Annotated in this window: 23 protein-coding genes and 1 pseudogene; 17 read left to right on the top strand and 7 right to left on the bottom strand. The window is 63.8% G+C overall.

Annotated elements, in window-relative coordinates; translation table 11 throughout:
- Window positions 1-214: 214 nt before the first annotated feature.
- Window positions 215-433: pseudogene (locus AC5QPF_RS15530) on the top strand (TOBE domain-containing protein); the annotation flags it as partial.
- A 2-nt stretch (window positions 434-435) separates the two neighbouring features.
- Here AC5QPF_RS15530 and AC5QPF_RS15525 read toward each other — a convergent pair.
- Entirely contained in the window at window positions 436-627 is a 192-nt protein-coding gene (locus tag AC5QPF_RS15525) for a hypothetical protein (RefSeq protein WP_494964068.1), read from the bottom strand.
- Between the two features lie 110 nt (window positions 628-737).
- On the opposite strand from AC5QPF_RS15525, the gene AC5QPF_RS15520 reads away from it, so the two are divergent.
- Window positions 738-1,241: a GNAT family N-acetyltransferase gene (locus AC5QPF_RS15520; protein ID WP_494964067.1), complete on the top strand. Its 504-nt coding sequence runs from the start codon at window positions 738-740 to the stop codon at window positions 1,239-1,241.
- A 3-nt stretch (window positions 1,242-1,244) separates the two neighbouring features.
- Here the strand turns inward: AC5QPF_RS15520 and AC5QPF_RS15515 are convergent, their stop codons facing one another.
- The 4 genes from AC5QPF_RS15515 to AC5QPF_RS15500 all read right to left on the bottom strand — a co-directional run bounded on the left by AC5QPF_RS15515 (window position 1,245) and on the right by AC5QPF_RS15500 (window position 5,904).
- The gene (locus AC5QPF_RS15515; protein ID WP_494964066.1) at window positions 1,245-2,216 is read right to left on the bottom strand and encodes a DNA-binding protein; all 972 of its coding nucleotides are present in this window, start codon (window positions 2,214-2,216) and stop codon (window positions 1,245-1,247) included.
- A gap of 224 nt (window positions 2,217-2,440) precedes the next feature.
- A complete protein-coding gene (locus tag AC5QPF_RS15510) occupies window positions 2,441-3,763 on the bottom strand; it encodes an aminotransferase class III-fold pyridoxal phosphate-dependent enzyme (RefSeq protein ID WP_494964065.1) in 1,323 nt (440 codons plus the stop codon).
- Window positions 3,760-4,815, bottom strand: coding sequence for a phosphotransferase (locus AC5QPF_RS15505; RefSeq protein ID WP_494964064.1), 1,056 nt, complete (start codon window positions 4,813-4,815; stop codon window positions 3,760-3,762). Before AC5QPF_RS15505 ends, AC5QPF_RS15510 begins: the two co-directional genes overlap by 4 nt.
- 57 nt (window positions 4,816-4,872) lie before the next feature.
- Window positions 4,873-5,904: an extracellular solute-binding protein gene (locus AC5QPF_RS15500; protein ID WP_494964063.1), complete on the bottom strand. Its 1,032-nt coding sequence runs from the start codon at window positions 5,902-5,904 to the stop codon at window positions 4,873-4,875.
- A 172-nt stretch (window positions 5,905-6,076) separates the two neighbouring features.
- Between AC5QPF_RS15500 and AC5QPF_RS15495 the strand changes: the two genes are divergently transcribed.
- From AC5QPF_RS15495 to AC5QPF_RS15435, 13 genes are all read left to right on the top strand, one after another.
- Window positions 6,077-6,811, top strand: a complete 735-nt coding sequence (locus AC5QPF_RS15495; RefSeq protein ID WP_494964062.1) for an SDR family oxidoreductase — start codon at window positions 6,077-6,079, stop codon at window positions 6,809-6,811.
- A gap of 62 nt (window positions 6,812-6,873) precedes the next feature.
- Entirely contained in the window at window positions 6,874-7,542 is a 669-nt protein-coding gene (locus tag AC5QPF_RS15490; RefSeq protein ID WP_458977061.1) for a GntR family transcriptional regulator, read from the top strand.
- Window positions 7,535-7,699 carry a hypothetical protein gene (locus tag AC5QPF_RS15485; RefSeq protein ID WP_494964061.1) on the top strand — a complete coding sequence of 55 codons (165 nt, stop codon included), beginning with the start codon at window positions 7,535-7,537 and terminating at the stop codon, window positions 7,697-7,699. The genes AC5QPF_RS15490 and AC5QPF_RS15485 overlap by 8 nt, the downstream gene beginning before the upstream one ends.
- A 309-nt stretch (window positions 7,700-8,008) precedes the next feature.
- Entirely contained in the window at window positions 8,009-9,877 is a 1,869-nt protein-coding gene (locus AC5QPF_RS15480; protein WP_494964060.1) for a 3-dehydroquinate synthase, read from the top strand.
- Window positions 9,874-10,761: a UbiA family prenyltransferase gene (locus AC5QPF_RS15475; RefSeq protein WP_494964059.1), complete on the top strand. Its 888-nt coding sequence runs from the start codon at window positions 9,874-9,876 to the stop codon at window positions 10,759-10,761. The genes AC5QPF_RS15480 and AC5QPF_RS15475 overlap by 4 nt, the downstream gene beginning before the upstream one ends.
- On the top strand, window positions 10,758-11,495 hold the full coding sequence (locus tag AC5QPF_RS15470; protein WP_494964058.1) for an EboA domain-containing protein: 738 nt from the start codon (window positions 10,758-10,760) through the stop codon (window positions 11,493-11,495). Before AC5QPF_RS15475 ends, AC5QPF_RS15470 begins: the two co-directional genes overlap by 4 nt.
- A 46-nt stretch (window positions 11,496-11,541) precedes the next feature.
- Window positions 11,542-12,426: a TatD family hydrolase gene (locus tag AC5QPF_RS15465; RefSeq protein ID WP_494964057.1), complete on the top strand. Its 885-nt coding sequence runs from the start codon at window positions 11,542-11,544 to the stop codon at window positions 12,424-12,426.
- A complete protein-coding gene (gene eboE, locus AC5QPF_RS15460; RefSeq protein ID WP_494964056.1) occupies window positions 12,423-13,622 on the top strand; it encodes a metabolite traffic protein EboE in 1,200 nt (399 codons plus the stop codon). Before AC5QPF_RS15465 ends, eboE begins: the two co-directional genes overlap by 4 nt.
- A complete protein-coding gene (locus AC5QPF_RS15455) occupies window positions 13,612-15,057 on the top strand; it encodes an alkaline phosphatase family protein (protein ID WP_494964055.1) in 1,446 nt (481 codons plus the stop codon). The genes eboE and AC5QPF_RS15455 overlap by 11 nt, the downstream gene beginning before the upstream one ends.
- The gene (locus tag AC5QPF_RS15450) at window positions 15,036-16,169 is read left to right on the top strand and encodes a hypothetical protein (protein ID WP_494964054.1); all 1,134 of its coding nucleotides are present in this window, start codon (window positions 15,036-15,038) and stop codon (window positions 16,167-16,169) included. The genes AC5QPF_RS15455 and AC5QPF_RS15450 overlap by 22 nt, the downstream gene beginning before the upstream one ends.
- Window positions 16,170-16,179: 10 nt before the next feature.
- Window positions 16,180-18,537 carry a hypothetical protein gene (locus tag AC5QPF_RS15445; RefSeq protein ID WP_494964053.1) on the top strand — a complete coding sequence of 786 codons (2,358 nt, stop codon included), beginning with the start codon at window positions 16,180-16,182 and terminating at the stop codon, window positions 18,535-18,537.
- A 57-nt stretch (window positions 18,538-18,594) separates the two neighbouring features.
- Entirely contained in the window at window positions 18,595-19,644 is a 1,050-nt protein-coding gene (locus AC5QPF_RS15440) for a hypothetical protein (RefSeq protein ID WP_494964052.1), read from the top strand.
- A 183-nt stretch (window positions 19,645-19,827) separates the two neighbouring features.
- The gene (locus AC5QPF_RS15435) at window positions 19,828-20,727 is read left to right on the top strand and encodes a sterol desaturase family protein (protein WP_494964051.1); all 900 of its coding nucleotides are present in this window, start codon (window positions 19,828-19,830) and stop codon (window positions 20,725-20,727) included.
- Here the strand turns inward: AC5QPF_RS15435 and AC5QPF_RS15430 are convergent.
- Both AC5QPF_RS15430 and AC5QPF_RS15425 read right to left on the bottom strand, forming a co-directional pair.
- Window positions 20,704-21,393 carry a helix-turn-helix domain-containing protein gene (locus AC5QPF_RS15430; protein WP_494964050.1) on the bottom strand — a complete coding sequence of 230 codons (690 nt, stop codon included), beginning with the start codon at window positions 21,391-21,393 and terminating at the stop codon, window positions 20,704-20,706. The two genes, AC5QPF_RS15435 and AC5QPF_RS15430, sit on opposite strands and share 24 nt — an antisense overlap.
- 51 nt (window positions 21,394-21,444) lie before the next feature.
- A complete protein-coding gene (locus AC5QPF_RS15425; protein ID WP_494964049.1) occupies window positions 21,445-21,933 on the bottom strand; it encodes a hypothetical protein in 489 nt (162 codons plus the stop codon).
- 280 nt (window positions 21,934-22,213) lie between these two features.
- Here AC5QPF_RS15425 and AC5QPF_RS15420 point away from each other — a divergent pair, with 280 nt between their 5' ends.
- On the top strand, window positions 22,214-23,347 hold the full coding sequence (locus AC5QPF_RS15420; RefSeq protein ID WP_375547431.1) for an ornithine cyclodeaminase family protein: 1,134 nt from the start codon (window positions 22,214-22,216) through the stop codon (window positions 23,345-23,347).
- A gap of 63 nt (window positions 23,348-23,410) precedes the next feature.
- Window positions 23,411-23,833, top strand: a complete 423-nt coding sequence (locus AC5QPF_RS15415) for a Rid family hydrolase (RefSeq protein ID WP_494964048.1) — start codon at window positions 23,411-23,413, stop codon at window positions 23,831-23,833.
- Window position 23,834: the final 1 nt, after the last annotated feature.

Raw genomic sequence — 23,834 nt, 5'->3', positions numbered from 1 at the left:
TTTGCGGGCGTTTTTTGATGCCCGTCAGCGGGGACTTGTGGGAGCGGGTTCACCCGCGATTACGGTGGTGAATTCACTATTGCAATCGCGGGTGAACCCGCTCCCACAAGATTCGCGTCGACCCTTCCAGATGAACACCGACTACCCTCGCCATGGTTCCATCTATACATCGAAACCTGACATCTTGGTCAGGTTTTTTCATTCCTACGGAGAGAGCCCCATGAAAGTCAGCGCCCGCAATGTGTTCAAAGGAAAGGTCCGCGAGCTGCGCCCAGGCGCCGTCAATGCCGAAGTGACCCTGGAACCGGCCGGCGGGACCAAGGTGTACTCGATCGTCACCCGCGATGCCGTCCAGGAGCTGGGCTTGAAAGCCGGCGTGAGCGCAACTGCCGTCATCAAGGCCTCGCACATCATCCTCGGCGTGCCGGCCTGACACTACCTGCGCTCGTCCGACAGCGGCGTCGGCTGATCCGGTTCCAGCGGTTCATGCTCGATATCGCCGGATTCGGTCGGCCGCTTCGGATCACCGTTCACATTGGGATCGGTGACCGGATCATGCTCGCGCTGTGGATTGGCCAGTGGGTCCTTCCACAGCGGGTCGTCATGGGGTTCGGGTGTAGTGTTCATGGCAATGACCTCCGTTGGCTGTCCTTGTTTCGAACAGATCCCGGGCCACCGAGTGCCGGCCAGCCGATCAACGGGTAAGGTGTGCTGCCTGCAACCGATTCGAGAGTTCCATGACCATCCGCCCCACCCGCCCGGAAGACGCCGCCCTGCTCCCCGCCATCGAGCGCTCGGCTGCGCAGTCGTTCCTCACCCTGGACAACCTGGCCTGGCTGGCCGGGCACGATGTGCTGAGCACTGAGCAGCACCTGGGTTTCATCGCCGGCGGATTGCATTGGCTGGCCGTGGACGAGCACGACCAGCCGCTGGGTTTTGTCTGCGCCAGTGCGGTGGACGGCACGCTGCATATCGAAGAATTGTCGGTCGCCCAGTCCAGTCAGGGCCGTGGCCTGGGGCGTGCATTGCTCGTGCACCTTGAACGATGGGCGCACAACGCAGGCTTCAAGGCGCTGACCCTGACCACCTTTGCCACCGTTCCCTGGAATGCACCCTTCTATGCCCGCCTGGGCTTCCAGCGCCTGGATGACGCGCAGGCCGGTGAAACGCTTCGCCAGCAACTGCAGCACGAACAAGCCCTGGGCCTGCCGGACCGCTGCGCCATGCACAAGGCGCTCTGAGCCTTACTCGGCTGCCGGCGCCTGCTGCTGCGCCTGACGCAGCGTTTCCAGGTCGGCCTCCAACTGCTTCACCTGCTTGCCCAGCTGGCGGCGCTCGCCATTGACCTGCTCCAGCTGTGCCACCAGCGCCTGGCTCTGCCGCTGCAGCTCCTCGCGGGCACCCTGGGACTGGGCCAGATTGGCGCTAAGGGTGCGACCCTCGAGAGCATGCTGCTCGACCTGGTCCTTGAGCTGCTGCGATTCGCGCTGGATATGCCGCGCCTCCACCAGCAGGCGCTCGTTGTCGCGGTTCAGGCGCGTGGTTTCGTCCTGCTTGACGATCAGCGTCTGCTGCATCTGGCGCAGTTCCACCTGCAACTGCTGCACCTGCGCCTCGTGACGGCGCTGGTCCTGCTCGCGCTGTTCGCGGGCTGCGGTGCGGTAGTGCTCCAGGGCATCGCGGGCGTGCTGGTGCTTGTCTTCCAGCGAGGCGATCTGCTCGTCCTTGTCGGCCAGGCGCACATTCAGCTCGCCGACCGCCTGGCTCAGGGTGGCGTTGCGCGTGTGCTCGCTCTGCAGGGTGCTGCGGGTGGTGGCCAGCTCGGCAGATTCCGCCGCTAGCGCCGCGCCCTGGATCTGCAACTGCTGCTGTGCCGCCGCCAAAGCTTGCTGGCTTTCCTGCAGTTGGGTCTTGAGGCCCGCCAGTTCCACATCGAACGACTTCTGCGCCTCGGCGACCTTGCTGTCGCTCTCCTCCTTCAACTGCTCGGCAAGATTGCGTACCAGACCGCTGATGGACTCGCTGAGGTCCGGCACGCTGGTGGTGGCTGGCGGCTTCTGGATCTCCAGTTCCTTCAGGTAGCGATGAATGGTGGTTTTCGAGCCGGTGTTTCCGAGTTCAATACGCACCGCGTCGATGCTGGGGTTGTCGCCCCGGGCCAGGATCGCCTGACGGGCTTTGTGCACGACTGCCTTGTTGATACCACCACGGGCCATGTTGCGTTTTCCTGCAATTTCGTAATGTGGTACGTATTCTGTATTTACATACCAGTTTAGTCAATTGAGAATAATGAAATCATTGAAATATAAGATCAAATAATCACGACTTATCAAATTTGATAGCCGCTCGAGGTGGGTAGAAGTCGCAGGAGAGGTGTACAAACGCACGCGCCCGGCTACAAAAGTGGCCGGGCGCGATGAAGAGGAAATGAAGTGGCGGCTTACAGGCGGATAGCGTGCAATGCCGTATCGACCGCCTGAATCAGCAGATCGGCATGCTCCCGGGTGAACGTCAGCACGGGCCGTATCTTCAGCACGTTCTCCAGCGGCCCCGCCGCACTGATCAGCACGCCGTTCTCGCGCATCGCATTGACTATCTTGCGCGCCTGCGTGGCGGCGGGCTGCCGGGTGGTCCGGTCGCTGACCAGCTCGACACCGAGGAACATCCCCGCCCCCCGGACATCGCCGATGAGCTCATGACGCTGCGCAAGCCCGGACAGGCCTTCGAGCAGATAACCACCGATATCGTGGGAGCGCTGCTGCAGATTCTCTTCCTTTATAACGTCCAGCACCGCCTTGCCGGCTGCACAGGACACCGGGTTGCCGCCGTAGGTATTGAAGTAGCGCATGTTCCTGCCGAAGTGATCGACCACCTCGGCACGCCCGACGATCCCGGCGATGGGCTGGCCATTGCCCATGGGCTTGCCGAGCGTGACGATGTCCGGCCGCACGGCGTGCCGCGAAAAGCCCCACATGTTCAGCCCGGTACGGGCAAAGCCCGGCTGGACCTCGTCGGCGATATAAAGCATCCCTTCGGCCTGAGCGACCGCGATGCCCTCGGCAATGCAACCTGCGGGACCTGGCAGCACGCCGTCACTGGAGAAGATGCCATCCAGCAGGATCGCCGCAGGCCGGACGCCGTGGGCCTTCATGTCCTCGATCGCCGCTCGGACATCAGCCGCGAAGGTCGACGACACATGTTCCGCGCCGAGACGATAGGCATCCGGTGCACGCACCGTGCGCACATGCGCCGGCAACACCATGGCGGGCCCGAGTGATGGCGACAGCTCGGCGATATCCCCGGTCACGCCGTGGTAGGCGAATCGGGTGATGATGACGCCCGTGCCGCCGGAGTACTGCCTGGCAATACGCAGCGCCAGGTCGTTGGCCTCGCTGCCGGTACAGGTGAACATCACCCGCTCCAGGTCTCCATTGAAGGTCCCCAGCAACTGTTCGGCGTAGTCGAGGATCCCTTCCTGCAGGTAGCGGGTATGGGTATTCAGTTGCCGGGACTGGTGATACATCGCCTCCACCACCCGCGGATGGCAGTGACCGATGGACGCAACATTGTTGTAGGCATCCAGATAGCGGCGCCCCTGCTCGTCGAACAGCCAGACGTCCTCGCCACGCACGGTATGCAGCGGATGCTCGTAGAACAGTCGGTAGGCCGGGCCCAGCAGGCGCTCGCGACGTTCGATGAGGCGGCGCTCGTTTTCCGAAAGCCGCGCGGCGTCTTGCGCGGTGAAACCATTGATCATGCTCATGCAGTCAGTCCCCGGGAAATCCGCTCTTCGATTTCCGCTCGCGATAGAGCGGACATCGCCCTCAGGTTGGCCCATGCACGCTGGGCGTTGCGCAGAATGTACTGGCGGTTTTCCGGGTGCAGTTCCGCACGCCAGGAGTTGATGCACAGGGCCACGGCCAGGCGCGTGACCAGCAACTCCGGAAGCAACGCGATTTCATCGCTGGTCAGCGGGTTGTGCTGGTGGTAGGCGCCGATCACGTCCAGCGCAGGCTCCAGCACATCGCCGACCTGCCCAAGGTGATACGAGGCCGCGACCGCCACTTCGTTGACCAGGGGCGCCTGCACCATGTCGCCGAAGTCAAGGATATTGCGCAGCACATCGGGATCATCGGCATCGACGATCAGGTTGTGCGGATTCATGTCGTTGTGGATGACCTGCTTGCGCAGCGCCGACATCCTCGGCAAGACCGCGGATTCGAAACAGTCGAGACCCTGCTCCACCAGCTCGCGTCCGTCACGCTCAGCGATGTGTGCCAGCAGCGGCCGCAAGCGCTCGGCATGCTGCATGTCCCACAGCAGCACGTGACCGGCTGCGGGATGATCGAAGCCTTCCAGGGCAACATCGAGGCGTGCCAGGGAGCGCCCGATATCCCGGCGCAACGCCTGGCTGGTGTACTTCATCCGATGCAACGGCAGCCCGTCGACAAAGGACAGCAGCCGCGCCAGCATGCGCTGTCCATCGATCTCGACCCAGGTCGTGTACGCGCCGCCAAGCGCCGGGTGGACGCGCTGCACCGGCAGCCCGGGATCACGCACCTCGATCCGGCGCATGGCCTGGTTATGGAAGTCAACCACCTGCGGGTTTTCCAGCGGGTGGGACAGCTTCAGCAGCCGGGACGAGCCATCGGACAGGACCACGCGGAAATTCAGGTCGCGTTCCCCGCCCAGTTTTTCCAGCCTGCCGCTGAAACCAAAGAACTGCTGGAGCACCGCGCCCGCCTGCAGGTCACTGACCTGCGCGGGTGCGACTTCCAGCAAGCTGTCATCAATCACTGAATTTTCAAGCGGCATAAACCAGGTTCCTCACACTCACAATGGGCGCCCGCGTCCACGCGGGCGCCCGGTCTCTCACTTGTTCGCCCACGCGTTGAAGCGTTCTTCCAGATCTTCGCCGTGGTCGATCCAGAACTCGGCATCCGTGGCGCGGGCGTTCTTCAGGTTCTCGGGGGCCGTCGGCAGCTTTTCACCCACCGCCTTGTCGACCAGGCCCATCGCATTCTTGTTGCTCGGGCCGTAGGGGATGGCCTCGACGAAGTTCTTCTGTTGCAGCGGCTCGCTGGCAAAGGCGATGAACGATTCGGCCAGTTCCTTTTTCTTGCTGCCCTTCACGATCGCCCAATGATCGAGATCATAGAGACTGCCATTCCATTGCATCGCGAACGACTGCCCTTCCGCCTGCGCCGAGGTAACCCGGCCGTTGTAGGCAGAGGTCATGACCACGTCGCCCGCCGCCAGCCATTGCAACGGCTGCGCCCCGGAATCCCACCACTGCACGCTGGACTTGATCTCGTCGAGCTTCTTGAATGCGCGCTGGACACCCGCATCGGTGCCGAGCACCTTATAGACATCCTCCTTGGCAACGCCATCGGCCAGCAGGGCGAACTCCATCGTGAACTTGGCGCCGCGACGCAGGCCGCGCTTGCCCGGGAATTTCTTCACGTCCCAGAAATCGGCCCAGCCTTGCGGGGCGGCGTCGAACTTCTTCGGATCGTAGGTGAGCACGGTGGACCAGATGAAGATGCCGACCCCGCAGTCACTGACTGCCGCCGGAATGAAATCGTCCTTCTTGCCGATACGCTCCCAGTCCAGCGGCTCGAACAAGCCCTCGGCGCATCCGCGGATAAGCTCCGGCGACTCGACCTCCACCACGTCCCAGCTGGTTTTGCCGGTGTCAGCCATGACCTTGATCTTGGCCATCTCGCCGTTGTAGTCGTCGGCGGTGATGGCCGTGGCGTTCTTCGCGGTGAAGGGTTGGTAAAAAGCTTTTTCCTGCGCCTGGCGGTTGTTGCCGCCAAACGAAACCACGGTGAGCTTTTCAGCGGCGTTCAGCGATCCAGCAAGGGTTCCAAGCATCAGTACGGCTGCGATTTTCTTGTGCATGCGTCTCTCCAGGTGAGCCACGGTCAGGGGGCAGCTTCAAAGGGATGGCAGTTTTCTTGTTAGTGGCAGCAAACAGACCCTCATTCGGGTGGGCTCATTTAAACATGTTCAGGATATGATGCATCATATTTTTTAAGCTATGCTCCAGTCACCAGATGAAAGGGACTCCCCCATGACCGACCAACGCACCCTGCTCCTCACTGGCGCCAGCCGCGGTATTGGCCACGCCACCGTGAAACACTTCAACGCCGCCGGCTGGCGGGTTTTCACCGCGTCCCGGCAGGACCTGGGCGAAGGCTGCCCCTGGTCCGAAGGGCTGGCGAACCACATTCATCTCGACCTGGGCAATATCGAAGAGGTGCACGAGCGGCTTGCGGAGATCCGCGAGAAAATCGGCGGACGCCTGGACGCACTGGTGAACAATGCCGGGATCTCACCCAAAGGCCCGGAGGGCGCGCGGCTTGGTGTGCTGGACTGCGACTACGCCACCTGGCTGAACGTGTTCAACGTCAACCTGTTCTCCACGGCCTTGTTGGCGCGGGGGCTGTTCGAAGAGTTGAAGGCGGCGAAGGGCTCGGTGATCAACGTCACCTCCATCGCCGGCTCGCGGGTCCATCCCTTCGCCGGCGTGGCCTACGCCTGCTCCAAGGCCGCGCTGTCAGCGCTGACCCGGGAAATGGCCCATGATTTCGGCGCCCATGGCGTGCGGGTGAATGCCATCGCACCCGGCGAGATCGATACCTCGATCCTGTCCGCCGGTACCGAGCTGATCGTCGAGCGCTCGATTCCCATGAAACGCATGGGCAAGCCCGAGGAAGTGGCCGCCCTGGTGCACTTCCTGTGTACCCAGGGCGCGTCCTACGTCAACGGCGCCGAGATCCATGTGAATGGTGGGCAACATGTCTAAGTTGTTCGATAATCCCGCGCGGACGGATCCCCTCCCCCTGCCGGGTCGCACACGAGCACGCAATGAACTACCCCATCGAGAACCTGAAGCACTCCTACCTGGGCAGCGGCATCTACGGACTGCTGCGTGAAGCGCTGATCACCGGCCGCTTCCAGCCCAACGACCGGCTGCGCATCCGTGACCTGGCCGAGCAACTGGGGACCAGCGTCACGCCGGTGCGCGACGCCATCCTCCAGTTGGCCAAGGAACAGGCGCTGGTACTGCAGACGCCGCGGGATATCCGCGTCCCCATGCTGACCTCCGGGCAGTACCTGGAAATCCGCAGCATCCGCCTGGCACTGGAAGGCCTGGCGGCGGAGACGGCGGCGTCGCGGGTGACCCCGCAGCAGCTCGAACGCCTGGAAACCTGCATCCGCAACAACCTGGCCGCGATCCAGGACAACAACCTCGCCTCCGCCCTCACCCACAACCATGAATTTCACTACGCGTTGACGGAGATTGCCGGCATGCCGGTGCTGTCCAGCCTGCTGGATGGTCTGTGGATGCGCACCGGGCCGTTGATTGCCCGGGCCTACAGCAGCTTCAACGAACGCATGGCCATCGATCACCACTGGGAAGTGCTTGCCGCGCTGAAGAAGAAGGACGGGCCGGCTGCACGTGAGGCGATCTGCGCCGACATTCTTGACGGCAGCCAGAAGATGCTGGAGTACGTGCAGTTGGAACATGACTGAGCCGTACGGGAAAAACGACGCTGCTTTCCCCAAGGGCGTGATGCTCAGCCATGCCTCGATGCTCGGCGTCGCCTATTCGATGGCGGGCGCATGGGGGCATGACCGGATCGAGAGCGGACTCATCCGCGATTGGCCGCAAAGCGGCCATAAACTCTGAATCCCAGGTGTGTCAGGTGAATCTGGGACTCAGGTTTTACGACGGCTTCTCCGTCGATCGCGACGGTCCGGCGTTCCGGTGAATCCCCCACACCGATCGCGCGCTGGCTGGCAGTCCATGCCCACAGAAAATTCCTCTCAGGCCCCACCTTGCAAAAACACAACGACCGTCTAAGTTTTCTGAGTGACCTGATGAGGTGCCATCAAAACACTATCACTCAAAAGACACCTCACTCCCTCAAAAAAACAACTATCAGTCTGTAAAAGCTGAAACGGATATCAGTCAAAAAAATATCAAGAGGGATGCTTGATGATGCGCGGCCGCTGGCTTGGCGTGCTCTCGAAACGAGGGCCTGCCGATTATTTCTGGGTGTCTTTGATTTGCTTCGTAGCGCTGGTGATCGCCAGCTTTCTGTTGTTCGAACAGCAGATCGAGAACCTGCTCGCCCAACTAGAGCTGTACCTCCCCAACACCCCGGCCCAGAAGTTCTACCTGGCACTGCTGGTGATCGCCCTGCTGGCCCTCGACGTGGTGTTGCCGGTGCCGTCGAGCATCGTGGCACTACTGACCGTGGCAACACTGGGCGGTCTCGCGGGTTACCTGGTGATCTTCATCGGGCTGTGCCTCGGCGCTTGCCTCGGTTATGCCCTGGGCGCCGGCTATTTCCGGGTGCTCTCCGGCCGCCTCGGCCTGCACCAGCGCAAGCCCGGGCAACTGGCCTACAAACTCGGCACCCTGTCGCTGGTCTGCCTGCGCGGCGTGCCGGTGCTGGCGGAAACCTCGGTGGTGGCCGCCGGCATGCAGCGCTATCCGCTGCGCGCCTTCGTGGTGGTGACCACCCTGGCCAATGCCGGCCTGGCCCTGGCCTACAGCGCCATAGGCAGCTATCTGGTGGAGCAGAATGCGCTGCTGGTGACACTGCTGGCGAGCATGGTCCTGCCAGGGCTGTTCATCGCCGGCTACAGCCTGTTCAAACGCCTGCGGCAGACGCCGGAACAACTGCTGCGCGGCCGCTTCGAGGTCAGCTACGACTATCCGGTGGTGTTCACCGATCATCTGTTCGACCTGGCCAATCCCTGCCTGCACCAGCAACTCACGGCAGACCAACACGGCCGGGTGACGGTACTCATATTCGCCGACGAGCACCTGCTGCAGTGCAATCCACAACTGGCGGCACAGATCCACACCTGGTTCGCGGCGCATACCGACCTGCACCTGCAAGCCCCACCCATCGCCGTGCCGGCCGGTGAGCTGAGCAAGACCGCCGAGGTCCTGCAGCAGCTTTACCGCGACATGCTCGAACACGGCCTGGACCGCCACTGCTACGTCCTGGCCATGGGCGGTGGCGCCCTGCTGGATTCGGTGGGCTACGCCTGTGCCACTTTCCACCGCGGCATCCGCCTGATCCGCCTGCCGAGCACGGTACTGGCGCAGAACGACGCGGGAATCGGGGTGAAGAACGGCATCAACGCCTTCGGCCAGAAGAACCTGCTCGGCGCCTTCTACCCCGCCAGCGCCGTGATCAACGACTTCCAGCTGCTCACCAGCCTGGGCCGCCGCGACCAGATCGCCGGGCTGGCCGAGGCGGTCAAGGTGGCGCTGATCAAGGACGAGGCCTTCTTCCAGTGGATGGAGCAGCAGGCCGACGCCCTCGCCCGCTTCGAGCATGCCGCCAGCCGCCATGCCATCCGCCGCTGCGCGGAGCTGCACCTGGCCCATATCACAGGTGCCGGCGATCCCTTCGAACGCGGCAACGGCCGACCGCTGGACTACGGCCACTGGGCCGCGCACAAGCTGGAGAACCTCAGCCAGCACCGCCTGCGCCATGGCGAGGCGGTAGCGGTGGGCATGGCCCTTGACGGGTTGTATGCCAATGCCCTGGGCCTGTTGAGTGATGCCGAAACCGAGCGCGTCATGGACCTGCTTACCAGGCTAGGTTTCAACCTCTGCCCGTCTGAGCTCAGCCTGAAGGACGCACAAGGTCGTTCGCGGGTATTGCTCGGACTGGAAGAGTTCCGTCAGCACCTCGGCGGACAACTGTCCATTCCCATGCTCAACCGCATCGGTGGCTCGATCGACCTGCATGAAATCGATGATCGCCTGATGGAACAAGCCCTGCTGCGGCTGTCGTCCCGCGGCACCCTGTCAGCGGCCCTGAACGAGGGCTGCACGCCATGAGCCAGATGCCTCAAGCCAAGACCTGGATGACCCTCGGCCGTATCTCCAACCTGCCGACCGTCTGGACCAACACCCTGGCCGCGGCCCTGCTGGCCAGCAGCGCCGGGGCCCTGGCGCCGCCGTCGTCGCTGGTCTGGGTGTTGCTGTTGGTGACACTGTCGCTGCTGTACCTGGCCGGCATGCTGCTCAACGACCTGCTCGATGCCGACTGGGATGAACAGCACAACAACCCGCGGCCCATCACCCTTGGCCTGGTCAGCCGCCAGCAAGTGCGCCTCGCCAGCGTGCTGTTGCTGGCGCTGGCCGCTGTTTCGGCACTGCTCCTGAGCAAGATGATCGAACAGCCGCACTGGCTGCTAGGTAGCGTCATCCTGCTGGTGGGCTGCATCTTCGGCTACAACCTGCTGCACAAGAAGCATGCCCATAGCGTCTGGCTGATGGGCGCCTGTCGCTCGGCGCTGTACCTCACCGCCGCGGCCAGCCTGGCGATACCGCCAGGGCCCATCTGGCTCTGCGCCGCGTTGCTCGGCGTGTATATCAGCGGCCTGACCTACCTGGCCCGCCAGGAACACCGCAACCAGCTGATCAGCCGCCTGCCCGTGCTGCTGATGCTCAGCCCGATGGCCCTGGCGCTGTACGCCGGCAACCTGTGGTTCTGGCCGGTGCTCGCACTGTGGCTCGGCTGGCTGGGCTGGCACTACCGGCTGCATCTGGCCAATCCACACAAGCGCCAGGTACGGGCCTTCATCGGCGCAGGGCTGGCGGCGCTGCCGCTGTTCGATGCCTTGGTCATGGCCGTAGCCGACCAGCCACTGGGCAGCCTGTTTTGCGTCCTGGTGTTCTTCCTGCTTCCTCACTTCCAGCGCTGGATCAAACCGACATGAGCATGGATTCGCTCGAGATGCGCCACGAGTGCCTGGCTGAACGGCACCAGGACCTGGCCCGGCAACTCGACCCGGACGAACTGCACTGGTGGCAACAGGCACGGGAGCAATTGGCTCAGACCGCCGAGGCGATCAAGGCCGCCGTGCTGATCAGCCAGTGCAAACGCCACCTGCGTGACCAAGCCGGCACGGATGGCTGGAGCACCGTGCAACTGGCCCGCGCACTGCTGCTGGCCCAAGTGGTCGAACAGCAGGCCGGCGAGGCCCAGGTGCCGCTACTCAACCAGCTGTTCCTATGGGGCGACGACCAGGAAAAGATCGTCCTGCTCAAGGCACTCGACTGGCTCGACAGCCGTGGCCAGTGCCTGGACCTGGCGTTGCTGGCAGGCCGTACCAGCAATCCCCAGGTGTTCGCTGCCCTCGCCCTTGATACGCCCTACCCGTCCCGTCACTACCCGGAACGGGCCTTTCACCAGTTGCTGCTCAAGGCGCTGGGCATGGGACTGGATAGCGGGCGGGTGATCGACCTGGCGCAGCGCCACGACGTCACCCTCAACCAACTGGCCCTCGACCTGCTGGATGAACAGCTGGCCGCCGCCCGCACGGTATCCCCCAGCCTGCCGAGGCTGATCGCCTTCGGTCTGCTCAGTGCTGCGCAACGCCAACGCCTGGCAGGCCTGTACCAGCAGCAGCGCCTGCCACAGGAATGGCACGAGCACCTGGCCAGCCACTGAACGAAACCCCACTCATACGACACTCTGCCTTGATGAGGAACTACCCATGCCCAAGTACTTCGATCCGCATATCCATATGGTCAGCCGCACCACCGACGACTACCAGAACATGGCGGCCGCTGGCATCACCGGGGTAATCGAACCGGCATTCTGGCAGGGCCAGGCGCGGACCAGCCTCGGCAGTTTTGTTGACTATTTCGACACCCTGCTCGGCTGGGAGCGTTTCCGCGCCAGCATGTTCGGCATCCATCACTTCTGCACCATCGGGATCAACCCCAAGGAAGCCAACAACCTCCGGATCGCCCAAGAGGTGCTCGATGTGCTGCCGCGCTTCCTGGTGAAGGACGGCGTGGTGGCCGTGGGGGAAATAGGCTACGACGACATCACCCCCGAGGAAGACCGCTTCTTTGCCGCCCAGCTCGATCTGGCCCGGCAGTTCAGGCTGCCGGTGCTGGTGCACACCCCGCACCGCGACAAGATCGGCGGCACCAAGCGCACCCTGGCGGTGATCCGCGAAGTCGGCATCGACGAAAACATGGTGATCATCGATCACCTCAACGAGCTGACCCTGCCGCTGGTGCTGGACAGCGACTGCTGGCGCGGCCACTCCATCTACCCCAACACCAAGATGTCGGAAGAGCGCATGGTGGCCCTGCTCAAGCAGTACGGCACCGACAAAATGGTGGTCAACAGCGCCGCCGACTGGGGCATCAGCGACCCGCTGAAAGTGCCGAAAACCGGCCAGGCCATGCTCGCCGCCGGCTTCACCGAGGCCCAGGTGGAGCAGGTGCTGTTCCATAACCCGGTGGACTTCTTCGCCCAGAGCCAGCAGTTGGACAAGGACCTGGTCAGCAAGCCGCTGCCCATCGACCAGCGCAAGCAGTGGCAGGAGAACTCCGCCCTGCGTGGCCAGGACCCGGTGGTCAAATGAAGGCCGCGCAGCTCGGCTATTGCAGCAATGTGCACCCGGCCCATGACCTGGCCGGGCTGCGTTCTTCCATCGAACGGCACTTCCAGGGCGTGCGCCGGCTGCGTGGGCTGGCGCAGCAGGACAGCGGCCTGTGGATCTGCGCCCGCGCCGCCGCCGAGCTGCAACAGCCGGCGGCGCGGGCGCAGTTCCTCGACCTGCTGCATGACACCGGGCTGCGTCTGACTTCGTTGAATGGCTTTCCCTATGGGCGCTTTCATGAGGGAGCGGTCAAGGCCGAGGTCTACCTGCCCGACTGGAGCATGCCGGAACGCCTGGCCTACAGCCTGGAGCTGGCGCGGATCCTGGCCGAGGCCCTGCCCCTCGACTGTCAGCAAGGAGTGATCTCCACCGTTCCTTTGGGCTATGCCTCCGGCTGGAGTCCGCTGTTGCAGCAGCGCGCCGAAGACCAGCTGCGCCAGCTCACGGTCGGCCTCGCCAGCCTGCACCGGGAGACCGGCAGGAAGATCGTGTTCTGCCTGGAAATGGAACCGGACTGCGTGCTGGAGAACACCGACCAGGCCATCGCCTTCTTCCGGCACTGGCAGGACAGCGATCCGAACCATGCCTACCTGGCGCTATGCTTCGACGTCTGCCACCAGGCGGTGATGTTCGAGGACTGCTACCAGTCGCTGGCGCGGATCCGCCGGGCCGGGGTGCCTATCGGCAAGATCCAGCTCTCCAACGCCCTGATCTGCCGCTTGCCCACCGGGGACGAACAACGCTGCGCAGAGGTTCTCAAGGTGCTGGGCAGCTTCTGCGAAACCACCTATCTGCATCAGGTCAAAGCCCGCGATGCCCACTGGCCGGACCTGCCGGCCGCCCTCAACGATTGCGCCCGGCAGCCGGGGCGCTACCCCGAGCTGCGCATTCATTTCCATGTGCCGCTGTTCAGCGAGCACCTGCTGTTGCCTGAACTCAGTGGCAGCCAGGGCGCCCTGATGCAGACCTTCGACTACCTGGCCGAACACGAGGACTTTCGCCCTGTGCTGGAAGTGGAAACCTACAGCTGGGGCGTCCTGCCCGCGCAGTTGCGGCCCGCCGACGAGCAGGCCCAGTTGCGCGGCATCGCTGCCGAACTGGAGTGGCTCGAAACCCAGTTGCGCGCCAGGCACCTGTTGCCGGAACACGCACGGGAGGTGCCTGCCGATGCCTGCTGAACGCACCCGCCAGCCCCTGCTGCTGATCAACGTGGTCGGTCTGACCCCGTCGTTGCTAGGGCCCGCGACGCCGCATATCAACGCGCTGTTGCAGACAGCGAAGATGGCCAGCCTGCAACCGACTTTCCCGGCTGTCACTTCCACCGTGCAGGCCTCGATCCTCACCGGCCTGCCGCCCTCCGGTCACGGCATCGTCGGCAACGGCTGGTACTTGCGCGACCAGGCCGAAGTGCGCTTCTGGCTGCAACCCAACGCGCTGATCCAGGGCGAGAAGGTCTGGCACACCTTGCAGCGCGAGTTGCCGGGGTTTCGCTGCAGCCAGTTGTTCTGGTGGTACAACATGTACGCCGACGTCGACGCCTCCATCACCCCGCGTCCGCACTACCCGGCGGACGGGCGCAAGCTGTTCGGCCTGTACTCGTCGCCGCCCGGCCTGCACGAGCGGATCGAAGCGCAGATCGGTGAGTTTCCCTTCCCCGGTTTCTGGGGCCCGGCAGCCGGCATCGCATCGAGCCGCTGGATCGTCGACTGCGCCCTGCTGGAGTTCCAGCTCAACCGCCCCGACCTGCAACTGGTCTACCTGCCCCACCTCGACTACAGCCTGCAGCGGGTGGGCCCCGATCACCCGTCGATCGCCGATGAGGTGCGGGCCATCGACCACGAGGTCGGACGCCTGCTGGACTTTGCCCGAGCCGAAGGCGCGGCGGTGATGCTGCTCTCCGAATATGGCATCGAGGCCGTCGAGCGCTCGGTGTCGATCAACCGGGTACTGCGCGCCGAAGGTTTGTTGCAGGTCCGCCAGTCGCTGACCTGGGAGCTACTCGACCCGGGAGCCAGTGCGGCCTTTGCCGTGGTTGACCACCAGATCGCCCACGTCTACGTGAAACGAGCCGATGACATCCCCCGGGTCAAGGCGCTGCTGCAGGAGCAACCCGGTATCGAGCAGGTGCTGGACACACAGGAACAGCGCGCCCTTCAGCTGGACCACCCGCGCAGCGGCGAACTGGTCGCCGTGGCGGCGCCCGGCCACTGGTTCGATTACTACTACTGGTTCGACGACGCCAAGGCTCCCGACTTCGCCCGAACCGTGGATATCCACCGCAAGCCCGGCTACGACCCGGTGGAGCTGTTCGTCGACCCGGCCATCCGCTTCCCCATGCTGAAGGTGGCGCGCCGCCTGCTGCAGAAGAAGCTCGGTTTTCGCTACTACATGGACCTGATTCCGCTAGACAGCGGGCTGGTCCGCGGCAGTCATGGCCGTGCCCCGGCCAGCGAGCAGCACGGACCGCTGCTCATCACCGATTGCGACCTGCCGTTGCCACCGCGCCTCGCGGTGACAGAGGTCAAACAACTGCTCCTGGAACACTTCCTGGGGCAGTCCTACACCGACCTGGCCAAAGCCAAGGAGCTTACATGCGGCGAGCCATCTCTATAACCGTTCTCAGTACACTGGCCGGACTGGCCCAGGCTGAGGCCTTCGATTGCAACAACTTCCTCGACTTCGGCGGCGACCTGAGCAAAGCCCGGGCCGAGCTGACACAGAGCCCGGAAACCCTGAGCTGGAACTGGTTCGCTTGTCTGAACCAGCCGGCAGCCAATGGCCTGGACCGGGTCTGGGAAACCCTGAAACCCTCGGACCAGGTCTACCTGAAAAATGGCGCCGCACCCGGCGCCTACAGCCAGAACGTGCCGCCACCGCAGGCGGTGCTGGACGCGGCCACGGCTCAGGGCATGAACCTGAATCGCGCGTTCCACAACCTCAACGCCGTGCAACAGGTCGACGGCTTGATCCTGGAGATGGGCGGTACCGCAGTGCCTGAGCAGGAACGCGGCAAGCCGGTACGCTTCCAGTTGCTGATGAGCGAGGGCACCTTCGACTACATCGTCGACCAGAAGGTCTACAACGTGAATGGCCAGGCCGCCCTGACCGGCAACCTGTCCTTCCCGTCCAACGCCTGGGAACTGAAGGCCGGCTGGTTGTGGATCGGCAACGACACGGCCTTCAAGACGGCGCTGGAAAACGACAAGTACTACATCGCCCAGGCCTGGTACCAGGACACGGACGGCAGCTACAAGGTCGGTTATGCCGCGCTCAGCGCGCTGCACGTCATCAACAAGCTGGTGTCGGGCTGGGTCTGGACCACCTTCGAGAACCGCAACAACCCCAAGTACACGGTAACCAATGCGATTCCGCCCACGCCGATGACCAACAGCACCGGGCCGACCACTGCGGCGCAACCGGTCAACAGCGAGTTCCAGGGGATCTACGCCAACCTGTCCCAGTACGAGCTGATCGGCACGCAACTGCAGACCAATCCCACCCTGCTTGCCAACTCCCAGCTCGAATCGGCCTTCCAGAGCCAGTCCTCGTGCTTCGCCTGCCACGACACGGCGGCGTACTCCAAGGACAAGGGCTACTTCAATTTCGCCCTGAAACAACAGGACGGGATCGTCTACCCGACATCCCTGGTGCCGGAATCGGAGTTTGCCGGCTACAACCGACTGGACTTCGTCTGGTCGCTGAAACGCGCCCAGTGGCAACGTTAAGGAGAACGACATGAGCGTATTGAACTACCCCCGCATCTACCTCGACGGCCACATGTTCTGGAACCCGCCGACCGGCAACAACAACGACACTTATCCGCTGTACGACGCGGTGAAGATGGAGCTGAACTGGCCGTTCCTGGAGTACTACAACATCACCCCGGAGAATGCCGACACCTACTTGATGCCATGGCTGATCACCCCGCGGGTGCTGCACGAGGCGCCCGACTACGTCACCCAGGTGCCGGGCAACGTCTCCAACAGCCCGCCGACGCTGATTCCGGCGGAGTGGGACCTGTTCGGCGACAATGCCTGCGGTACCGTCAGCTATAACGACATCCAGTCGATCATCCGCGGCGGTGAACTCCCCGGTGGCGTCTACGTCAGCCAGGACCCGCTGATCAACCAGAGTTTCAACCTGTACGGCAACCCCTTCGGCAGCACCGCCCCGACCCCGGCGCGTTTCGTCGACGTCAGTCCCTGGCAGAACACCTTCACCGCGCTGTATTTCGACAAACTGGTGCTGGGCAACGACCAGTGCGGCCTGATCGCCAAGCGCCAGTACCGCATGCTCGACCGCTTCCTCAACTTCAACTGGGCGAAGCTGGGCGGCTTGTTCTATGTCACCGCCACCTGGCAGACCTGCTTCCCGAAAGAGAACCTGACCTGGGCCCTCGGCAGCTCGGACCTGCTGCAGAACCTCCAGCAACAGATGGAGGCACAGGGCGCCCAGGGCCTGATGCTGCGCTTCTCCTCCTACCTGACCTGCTACGACAAGAACGGGATCTTCAACAACTACCCGCCGATCAATACCCACTCCACCGCGCCGCTGGACATGGCCCAGGTGCAGGACATGTACCAGAAGGGCCTGGACAACGTCGGCAGCATTTTCTTCAACCCCGCCTACAGCCGCACCTCCGGCACCCTGGGCCTGTGGTTGCCCGGGGAGTACCCGACCTCACCGGGCGGGCGCCGCCTGTACCCGGTCACGGAAATCCCGCTCAAGCAACCCGGACAGCCCGACAAGTCGCAGACGCTGGGGGTCATCTCGGTCCAGGCACATGATGACACCCTGTCCCTGGACCTGCTCAACGGCTTCCCGTTCTACCCGCTCGACAAGGCGGCGCCGGTTCCGGATGCCGAGAAATTCGATGCTGGCAGCTTCCAGATCGGCGTGCGCCAGGGCACCCGCTTCACCTCGCTGGGCAGCTTCGGCTTCGACGACTACAAGCAGTCGCAGTTCGTCCAGCGCTCCGGCATCCTCGACCTGCCGCTCAACACCGACCAGCAGAAGCTGCTGGCCAGCGGCTCGCTGGAGCTGCAACTGCAGGGCACAACGCCGACCACTGTCGCAATCCAGCAGATGTGGACCGCCGAGGTGGTGGACAGCGGCAGCTTCATCGACGTCGGCGATACCCGCACCCTGCAGATCATGGTGCAGTACGACGGCCTGCCGGCACCGGAAGGCACCGTGCTGACGGTGGCGGAGTACAACAACCCGTACCTGGTGGGAACCTCGGATTACTACCTGGCCTTCAGCAACCAGGCCAACTTCACCTTGTTCGACGACTACCCGGACGATCGCAGCAAGAACAGCGCAGTGCTGCCGCAGTTCGACGACATGCCGGCAGTGGCCCAGCAGGTCAACGAAGGCAGCGGCCGCCAACTCGTCGCCAGCCGGCCCGCCGTGCGCTCCTCGGGCATGCAAGCGGTGAGCTACCAGGACTACCTGACCACGCCTGGCGCGGTGGCCTTGAGCCCCTGCCTGTCGTTCGGCGGCGCGATCCAGGCGCAAGGCGCCCTGCAGGGCACCACGGTGCAATACAGCTACACGCAGATCCAGACCGACGCCAACGGCATCGCCACTCTGAGCATGACCGCCGTGGCGGCCGGCTTCCCGACCTTGCGCTTCTTCCTTGACGAGAACGGGCAGTCACCGAGGATTCCGTTCAGCTTCAGCTATTTCCAGACCTACGCCGACTTCCTCGCCCCGGTCCGCGTGCTGCCGCAAGAGCCGCAGATGCAGGAGGACTTCGTCAATGCCTGGAACGCCATCTACCAGAACCCCGATTGCGGCCAGCAGATCTGGGAGACCTTCATCTACCCGCGGATCCTGGAGCCGTTCTACTACCTCTACCCGATCATGGACAAATACATGCCGCTCAACTCGCTGTCGCGGATCGAAGGTGCCGTCGACCAGCTCATCGTCCTGATCAGCAAGGAGTACCAGCTGGAAAGCACCCTGGCGATGCCGATCACCCGCGACCTGCCGCAGAGCCGTCGGGCGATCCTCGAGCTGTGGGCGAAGAAGCTGGTGAAACTCAACTACCCACCGCAACCGCTCAGCATGAGCGACTACGCGAGCATCTGAAACAGGAGCGCCGGGTGACCTCGCGGTCACCCGGCATCTGTCCACGGAGAGAGACTCATGCCCCTTCATATTGCTGCGCATGTCCGCGAGGACCTGCGCCCCACCTCGATCATCGCCGAAGGCCTGCTCAATCCGCGCGGCGTGCATTGGCAGGACGATCACAGCCTGTTGCTGGCCGAGGCCGGTTCGGGCCAGCCGGGGGAGCCGTTCAGTGGCCGCATCAGCCGGCTTCGTCCCGACCCCGACAAGCCCGGCGCCTGGTTGCCACGGCAAACCGTGGCACAAGGCTTCCGCTCCATGAACATGCAAGCCCGCATGCTGCGGGACGAAATCATGGGGCTGTCGGATATCGCTTTCGGTGACGGGCGCTGGCTGGTCAGCCAGACCGACTACGTCGAAGGTTCGAAGCTGCTCGACCTGCAATACAGCCCGCCCGAGCCGGTGTGCCACAGTCAGGGCAATCTCAATGCCCTGTGCTACCACCCGACCCGGCGCAGCTGGCTGGCGGTCAAGCCGGATACCAACCAGCTGGTGGAATTGCGCCCGGGCCAGGAGGAGCAGGTGCTGGTGGAACTGCCGGACCTGGACCAGGGCCAGGAAGCGGTGCCCGTTACCCTGGTGTACGAGCCGGCGACGGATGCCGTGCTGATCAGCCTGTTCTCCGGTGAGCTGCATGGCGAACCGGGTCGCAAGGGCGTGGATTTTGCTGACAAGGCCGGCCAGGTGATCCGCGTCTGGCCGGGCAGCGGCAAGATCGAATGCGTGATCGCAGGGCTGCAACTGCCCACCGGGCTGGCCCTGGGTCCGCAGGGGCAGGTGCTGGTGCTGGAGCTCTGCGAGAGCCTGCAACAGCCGCTGACCGCCGAGTGGAACGGCGAGCCGCGGCATGGCGGGTTTACCCGCTTCAGCGGGCGTTTGCTGGAATGCAATCTGCAAACCGCCCAGGTGCGCGTGCTGGCCCGTGACCTGGATACGCCGTCCAACCTGTGCCTGGTGCCGGGTGGGGTGGTGGTCAGTGAAGGCATGGGGTTGTCGGGGCGGTTGTTGCCCCTGCCAGAGGGCGGTGTCCTGCCTTTGACCGGCAAACTGCGCCGAGTACAGCTCTGACTGATTTAGCAGGGACCGTGTGGGAGCGGGTTCACCCGCGATTGCGGTGGTGAATTCACTATTGCAATCGCGGGTAAACCGCCCACAGGGTCCGAGTAAACCCAGGCAATTGCGCTGTTCGTTCAAGCGCGTACTACGGGGACAGACCGACACTCAGCGCTCCAATATTCATGGAGCAGCGAAATGCGCAGCCTGTACGGTCCTCTGTTTTTCTTCGGTTTCATCGGCACGGCAACAACCCTGGCCAGCCTCGGCGCAAGCTTCGCCTGGCTGTTGCCGCTGCTGCTGGCGGCCATCGCGGTCAGCGCCGCCTGCGAGCGCCTGTGGCCCTATCGCCCCTTCTGGAACCAGCCACAAAAGGACACCCCCCGCGACGTCCTGCACGCCAGCGTCAACGAATCCCTGAACATCCTCAGCGTCACCGCCCTTCCCCTGGTCGCGCCCTTCCTGCCGAACCTCGGCATCTGGCCCAGCCACTGGCCGCTGGCCGGGCAACTGCTGCTGGTCATCCCCATCGCCGACCTTGGCATCACCCTGGTGCACTACGGCAGCCATCGCAGCGCCCTGCTCTGGCGCCTGCATGCCGTGCACCACAGCGTCACCCGCCTCTACGGCTTCAACGGCCTGATGAAGCACCCGCTGCACCAACTGCTCGAAGCCCTCGGCGGCACCCTGCCCCTGCTCTTGTGCGGACTGCCGCAGGAAACCACGGCGCTGCTTGCCTTCGCCATTTCCATCCAGTTGCTGTTGCAGCACAGCAACGTCGACATGCGCCTGGGCGCGCTGCGCCATGTGTTCGCCTGGGCCCCCGTACATCGCCTGCATCACCTGAAGTACGGCAGCAACGGCGACGTGAATTTCGCCCTGTTCTTCAGTGGCTGGGACCGGCTGCTGGGCACGGCGCTGCACCTTCCGGGCTACGAACTGGCCGATGACGACCTGGGCATCGGTGATTGCCCTGACTATCCAGTGGCCTACACCGAGCAGTTGCTGCAACCCTTCGTCGGGCCCCAGACCAGCCATCCGCCGGCCGTGCTGCCACCGGGCTTGCGCGATGCCCTAGCCGATCACGCGCAGCTGTAGATGGCGCAAGGTGTGGTCACCACGAATGCCGAAGTGACGGCGGATAGTGCGGGAGAGATGGGCGGAATCGGCGAAGCCTGCCGTGGCGGCGGCGCTGGTCAGGCTGTGGCCGGACAGCGCCAGTTGCAGGGCAAGGCGCAGGCGTTGCCACAGCACCAGGCGACGCACGGAGACGCCCAGCTCGCCGCTGAACAGGCGCTCCAGCTGGCTGAGGGACAAAGCCGCTGCACTCGCGAGTTCGGCTGCCGGTAAAGCATCGGCATCGAGCTGGCGGATGCGCCGGACCGCCTTGGCCAGTCGGGGTTGCAGGGCGCGACGCGGCAGGTGCGACAAAGCGGCGATCAAATGTTCGGCCTCCGCTCTACAACCCGCACATACCTCGCGCAGCATGGGCAGTTCGAACGCCAGTGGTTCGGCATAGAGGCTGAGCAGGGACTGCTCGCCGGTCAGGATGGCGTGATCCTGGCCCGACTCGATCAACAGCAGCGGACCGCGCTCGGCCTTGCCGTCGATGATGGCTTCGACCTCCCCGGTCCGGGCAATCAGCACCTGGTGGGGATAGTGGGAGTGACTGCCGGTCTGCCCGGCATAGCCGGAGATCAGGCAGTGGTCGGTGCCCAGCCAGAGCTGCCCTTGCCAGAACCGGGGGAACGGGATGTCGGTCAATACACGCTCCGAAAGCCGATTCGCAAGCGAATCGGCCAGTGATCGCAAACCCTATTCGAAATGCACAGCCATGTCGAAGCCGCCATCGGCGCGTTCGGTACGCACGACCCTGACGTTGACCCCCTCCACCGTCGCCGTCGCGCCACCTTTCTGCGAGCCGATGGACTCACTGATATTCCCTGGCAAGCGCTTGCCGGTCACCCTCTTGCTGAGCGTATGCGCGGCCTGGCGCAGGAAGAGGATCGGTGCGGAATGCGCGTTGTCACCCGTTATGTTCGCCACGACACTGAGGATGTGAGCCTGCTGGGCGTCGCCCCGGGCGATGTAATAGACCGGGTCGATCTGACGAACCTTGTCGGTGTACTTGATCGAACTCTGGCAGAACCCTTCCGTGGGGCCGGTGACCTTCCACTCTCCTGCCATCAACCCTTCCTGCTCCAGGTAGGGACAGACAGTCGCCGGGTCCCGTACCGGCAATTCTGCGACTGCAACGCTGCTGCCCAGCATCAATGCCAAGCCAGCCAGATAAGCCTTCTTCATGCAAAAACTTCCTGTTGGTAATGGTGCTTCCTGGCGAGCGGCCTTGGTCCGCCGCCGGCGCGAATGGTACCCGATAATGGCCATAAGCCACACCCACCATGTCACGCACAGTCAAACCCCATGGCGCGCACGCTCAAGACAGCCTACCGCTCGTTAGTAAAACTGCTCCCCAGTCCCGCTGAACGTTTGCGCAAGCAGCGTTGCAGAGACCTCAGCCCGTCCTCGTCGACAACAAACACAACGCCATTCAATGCGCCCCCAGGCGCATCGCGAGACCGCCATGACTACCAAAATCGACTTCATCTACCTTTCCGAGCAGGACATGATCCGCGCTGGCGTCACCGACATGCCGGCCTGCGTCGACACCATGGAGGAAATGTTCGGACTGCTTTACCAGGGCGACTACCGCATGGCCGGGCCGAACAACGATTCCCACGGCGCGATGATCACCTTCCCGGAGAACTCGCCGTTCCCGCACATGCCCAAGCCCACCGCCGACCGCCGCATGATGGCCATGCCGGCCTACCTGGGCGGCAACTTCCGCACCTCCGGCTGCAAGTGGTACGGCTCCAACATCGCCAACCGCGAAAAAGGCCTGCCGCGCTCGATCCTGATGTTCACCCTCAACGACGCCGACAGTGGCGCGCCGCTGGCCTACATGTCGGCCAACCTGCTCTCGGCCTACCGCACCGGGGCGATCCCGGGTGTCGGCGCCCGCCACCTGGCGCGCAAGGATTCGAAAGTCATCGGCCTGCTCGGCCCGGGCGTGATGGGCAAGACCACCGTCGCCGCGTTCATGGCCGCCTGCCCGCAGGTGGACACCATCAAGATCAAGGGCCGTGGCCAGCGCAGCCTCGACAGCTTCGTCGCCTGGGTCAAGGAAACCTACCCGCAGATCACCACCATCAAGATCGTCGACAGCCTGGAAGAGGTCGTGCGTGACTCCGACCTGGTCACCTACTGCAGCACCGGTGAAGTGGGCGATCCGAGCAAGTACCCGCTGGTCCGCCGCGAATGGGTCAAGCCCGGCGCCTTCCTGGCCATGCCGGCCCCGTGCAGCATCTGTGAAGGCATGGAGCAGCACGATATCCGCAAGGTGGTCGACAACACCGGCCTGTACCAGGCCTGGTACGAGGAACTGCCAAAGCCTGCGCACAACTACGTGCCGCTGGTGGGCGTGCGCTACATGGACATGATCGCCGAAGGCAAGCTCCAGGCCGAACAGGTGGAAGACATCGGCAAGATCATCGCCGGCGACGCGCCGGGTCGCCTGAACGACGAGGAAATCATCCTGATGTCGGTCGGCGGCATGCCGGTGGAAGACCTGGCCTGGGGCACCGTGGTGTACCGCAAGGCCGTCGAGCTGGGCATCGGCGTCAAGCTCAACCTGTGGGACACCCCAGTCCTCAGCTGATCCGCTTCTTGTTGCGGCGCTCGGCGCGCCGCATGACTCAAACAGACAAACGAGGTATTACCCATGACCCAGATCGTCAAGGTGAAAAGCGGCTCCATCTTCGAAGAAAAGGCCAGCTACTCGCGGCTGGTGGTGGTCGACAACTGGATCTACGTGTCCAACACCGCCGGGCGCAACCCGGACACCAAGGAAATCCCGGAAGACGTCATCGAACAGGCCGAACAGGTGTTCGCCAACATCGAACGCGCCTTGGCCGCCGTCGATGCCAGCCTGGCCGACGTGGTCTGCTCCCGCGTGTTCATCCAGGACCCGGCCGACGTGCCGAAGGTAATGGACTTCATCGGCGGCAAGTTCCGCGGTATCGACCCAGCCAGCACCGTGACCTGCCCGCCGCTGGGCTCCACGGTCTACAAGGTCGAGCTGGAAGTCACCGCCTACCGCGGCGCCTCGAAAGCCGAAGCCGTCTACATCAACCTCGGCCAGTGAC

This window comes from Pseudomonas sp. Con_6, assembly GCF_059379395.1.
This window is presented reverse-complemented; position numbering and strand designations above follow the sequence as displayed.

Excerpts from the sequence above, each read along its gene's own strand:
- AC5QPF_RS15425 (WP_494964049.1), bottom strand. The coding sequence starts at position 21,933 with ATGAAGAAGGCTTATCTGGCTGGCTTGGCATTGATGCTGGGCAGCAGC.
- AC5QPF_RS15520 (WP_494964067.1), top strand. The coding sequence starts at position 738 with ATGACCATCCGCCCCACCCGCCCGGAAGACGCCGCCCTGCTCCCCGCC.
- AC5QPF_RS15445 (WP_494964053.1), top strand. The coding sequence starts at position 16,180 with ATGAGCGTATTGAACTACCCCCGCATCTACCTCGACGGCCACATGTTC.
- AC5QPF_RS15470 (WP_494964058.1), top strand. The coding sequence starts at position 10,758 with ATGAGCATGGATTCGCTCGAGATGCGCCACGAGTGCCTGGCTGAACGG.
- AC5QPF_RS15480 (WP_494964060.1), top strand. The coding sequence starts at position 8,009 with ATGATGCGCGGCCGCTGGCTTGGCGTGCTCTCGAAACGAGGGCCTGCC.
- AC5QPF_RS15435 (WP_494964051.1), top strand. The coding sequence starts at position 19,828 with ATGCGCAGCCTGTACGGTCCTCTGTTTTTCTTCGGTTTCATCGGCACG.
- AC5QPF_RS15420 (WP_375547431.1), top strand. The coding sequence starts at position 22,214 with ATGACTACCAAAATCGACTTCATCTACCTTTCCGAGCAGGACATGATC.
- AC5QPF_RS15475 (WP_494964059.1), top strand. The coding sequence starts at position 9,874 with ATGAGCCAGATGCCTCAAGCCAAGACCTGGATGACCCTCGGCCGTATC.
- eboE (WP_494964056.1), top strand. The coding sequence starts at position 12,423 with ATGAAGGCCGCGCAGCTCGGCTATTGCAGCAATGTGCACCCGGCCCAT.
- AC5QPF_RS15510 (WP_494964065.1), bottom strand. The coding sequence starts at position 3,763 with ATGAGCATGATCAATGGTTTCACCGCGCAAGACGCCGCGCGGCTTTCG.
- AC5QPF_RS15450 (WP_494964054.1), top strand. The coding sequence starts at position 15,036 with ATGCGGCGAGCCATCTCTATAACCGTTCTCAGTACACTGGCCGGACTG.
- AC5QPF_RS15490 (WP_458977061.1), top strand. The coding sequence starts at position 6,874 with ATGAACTACCCCATCGAGAACCTGAAGCACTCCTACCTGGGCAGCGGC.
- AC5QPF_RS15525 (WP_494964068.1), bottom strand. The coding sequence starts at position 627 with ATGAACACTACACCCGAACCCCATGACGACCCGCTGTGGAAGGACCCA.
- AC5QPF_RS15515 (WP_494964066.1), bottom strand. The coding sequence starts at position 2,216 with ATGGCCCGTGGTGGTATCAACAAGGCAGTCGTGCACAAAGCCCGTCAG.
- AC5QPF_RS15485 (WP_494964061.1), top strand. The coding sequence starts at position 7,535 with ATGACTGAGCCGTACGGGAAAAACGACGCTGCTTTCCCCAAGGGCGTG.
- AC5QPF_RS15505 (WP_494964064.1), bottom strand. The coding sequence starts at position 4,815 with ATGCCGCTTGAAAATTCAGTGATTGATGACAGCTTGCTGGAAGTCGCA.
- AC5QPF_RS15465 (WP_494964057.1), top strand. The coding sequence starts at position 11,542 with ATGCCCAAGTACTTCGATCCGCATATCCATATGGTCAGCCGCACCACC.
- AC5QPF_RS15440 (WP_494964052.1), top strand. The coding sequence starts at position 18,595 with ATGCCCCTTCATATTGCTGCGCATGTCCGCGAGGACCTGCGCCCCACC.
- AC5QPF_RS15500 (WP_494964063.1), bottom strand. The coding sequence starts at position 5,904 with ATGCACAAGAAAATCGCAGCCGTACTGATGCTTGGAACCCTTGCTGGA.
- AC5QPF_RS15455 (WP_494964055.1), top strand. The coding sequence starts at position 13,612 with ATGCCTGCTGAACGCACCCGCCAGCCCCTGCTGCTGATCAACGTGGTC.
- AC5QPF_RS15415 (WP_494964048.1), top strand. The coding sequence starts at position 23,411 with ATGACCCAGATCGTCAAGGTGAAAAGCGGCTCCATCTTCGAAGAAAAG.
- AC5QPF_RS15495 (WP_494964062.1), top strand. The coding sequence starts at position 6,077 with ATGACCGACCAACGCACCCTGCTCCTCACTGGCGCCAGCCGCGGTATT.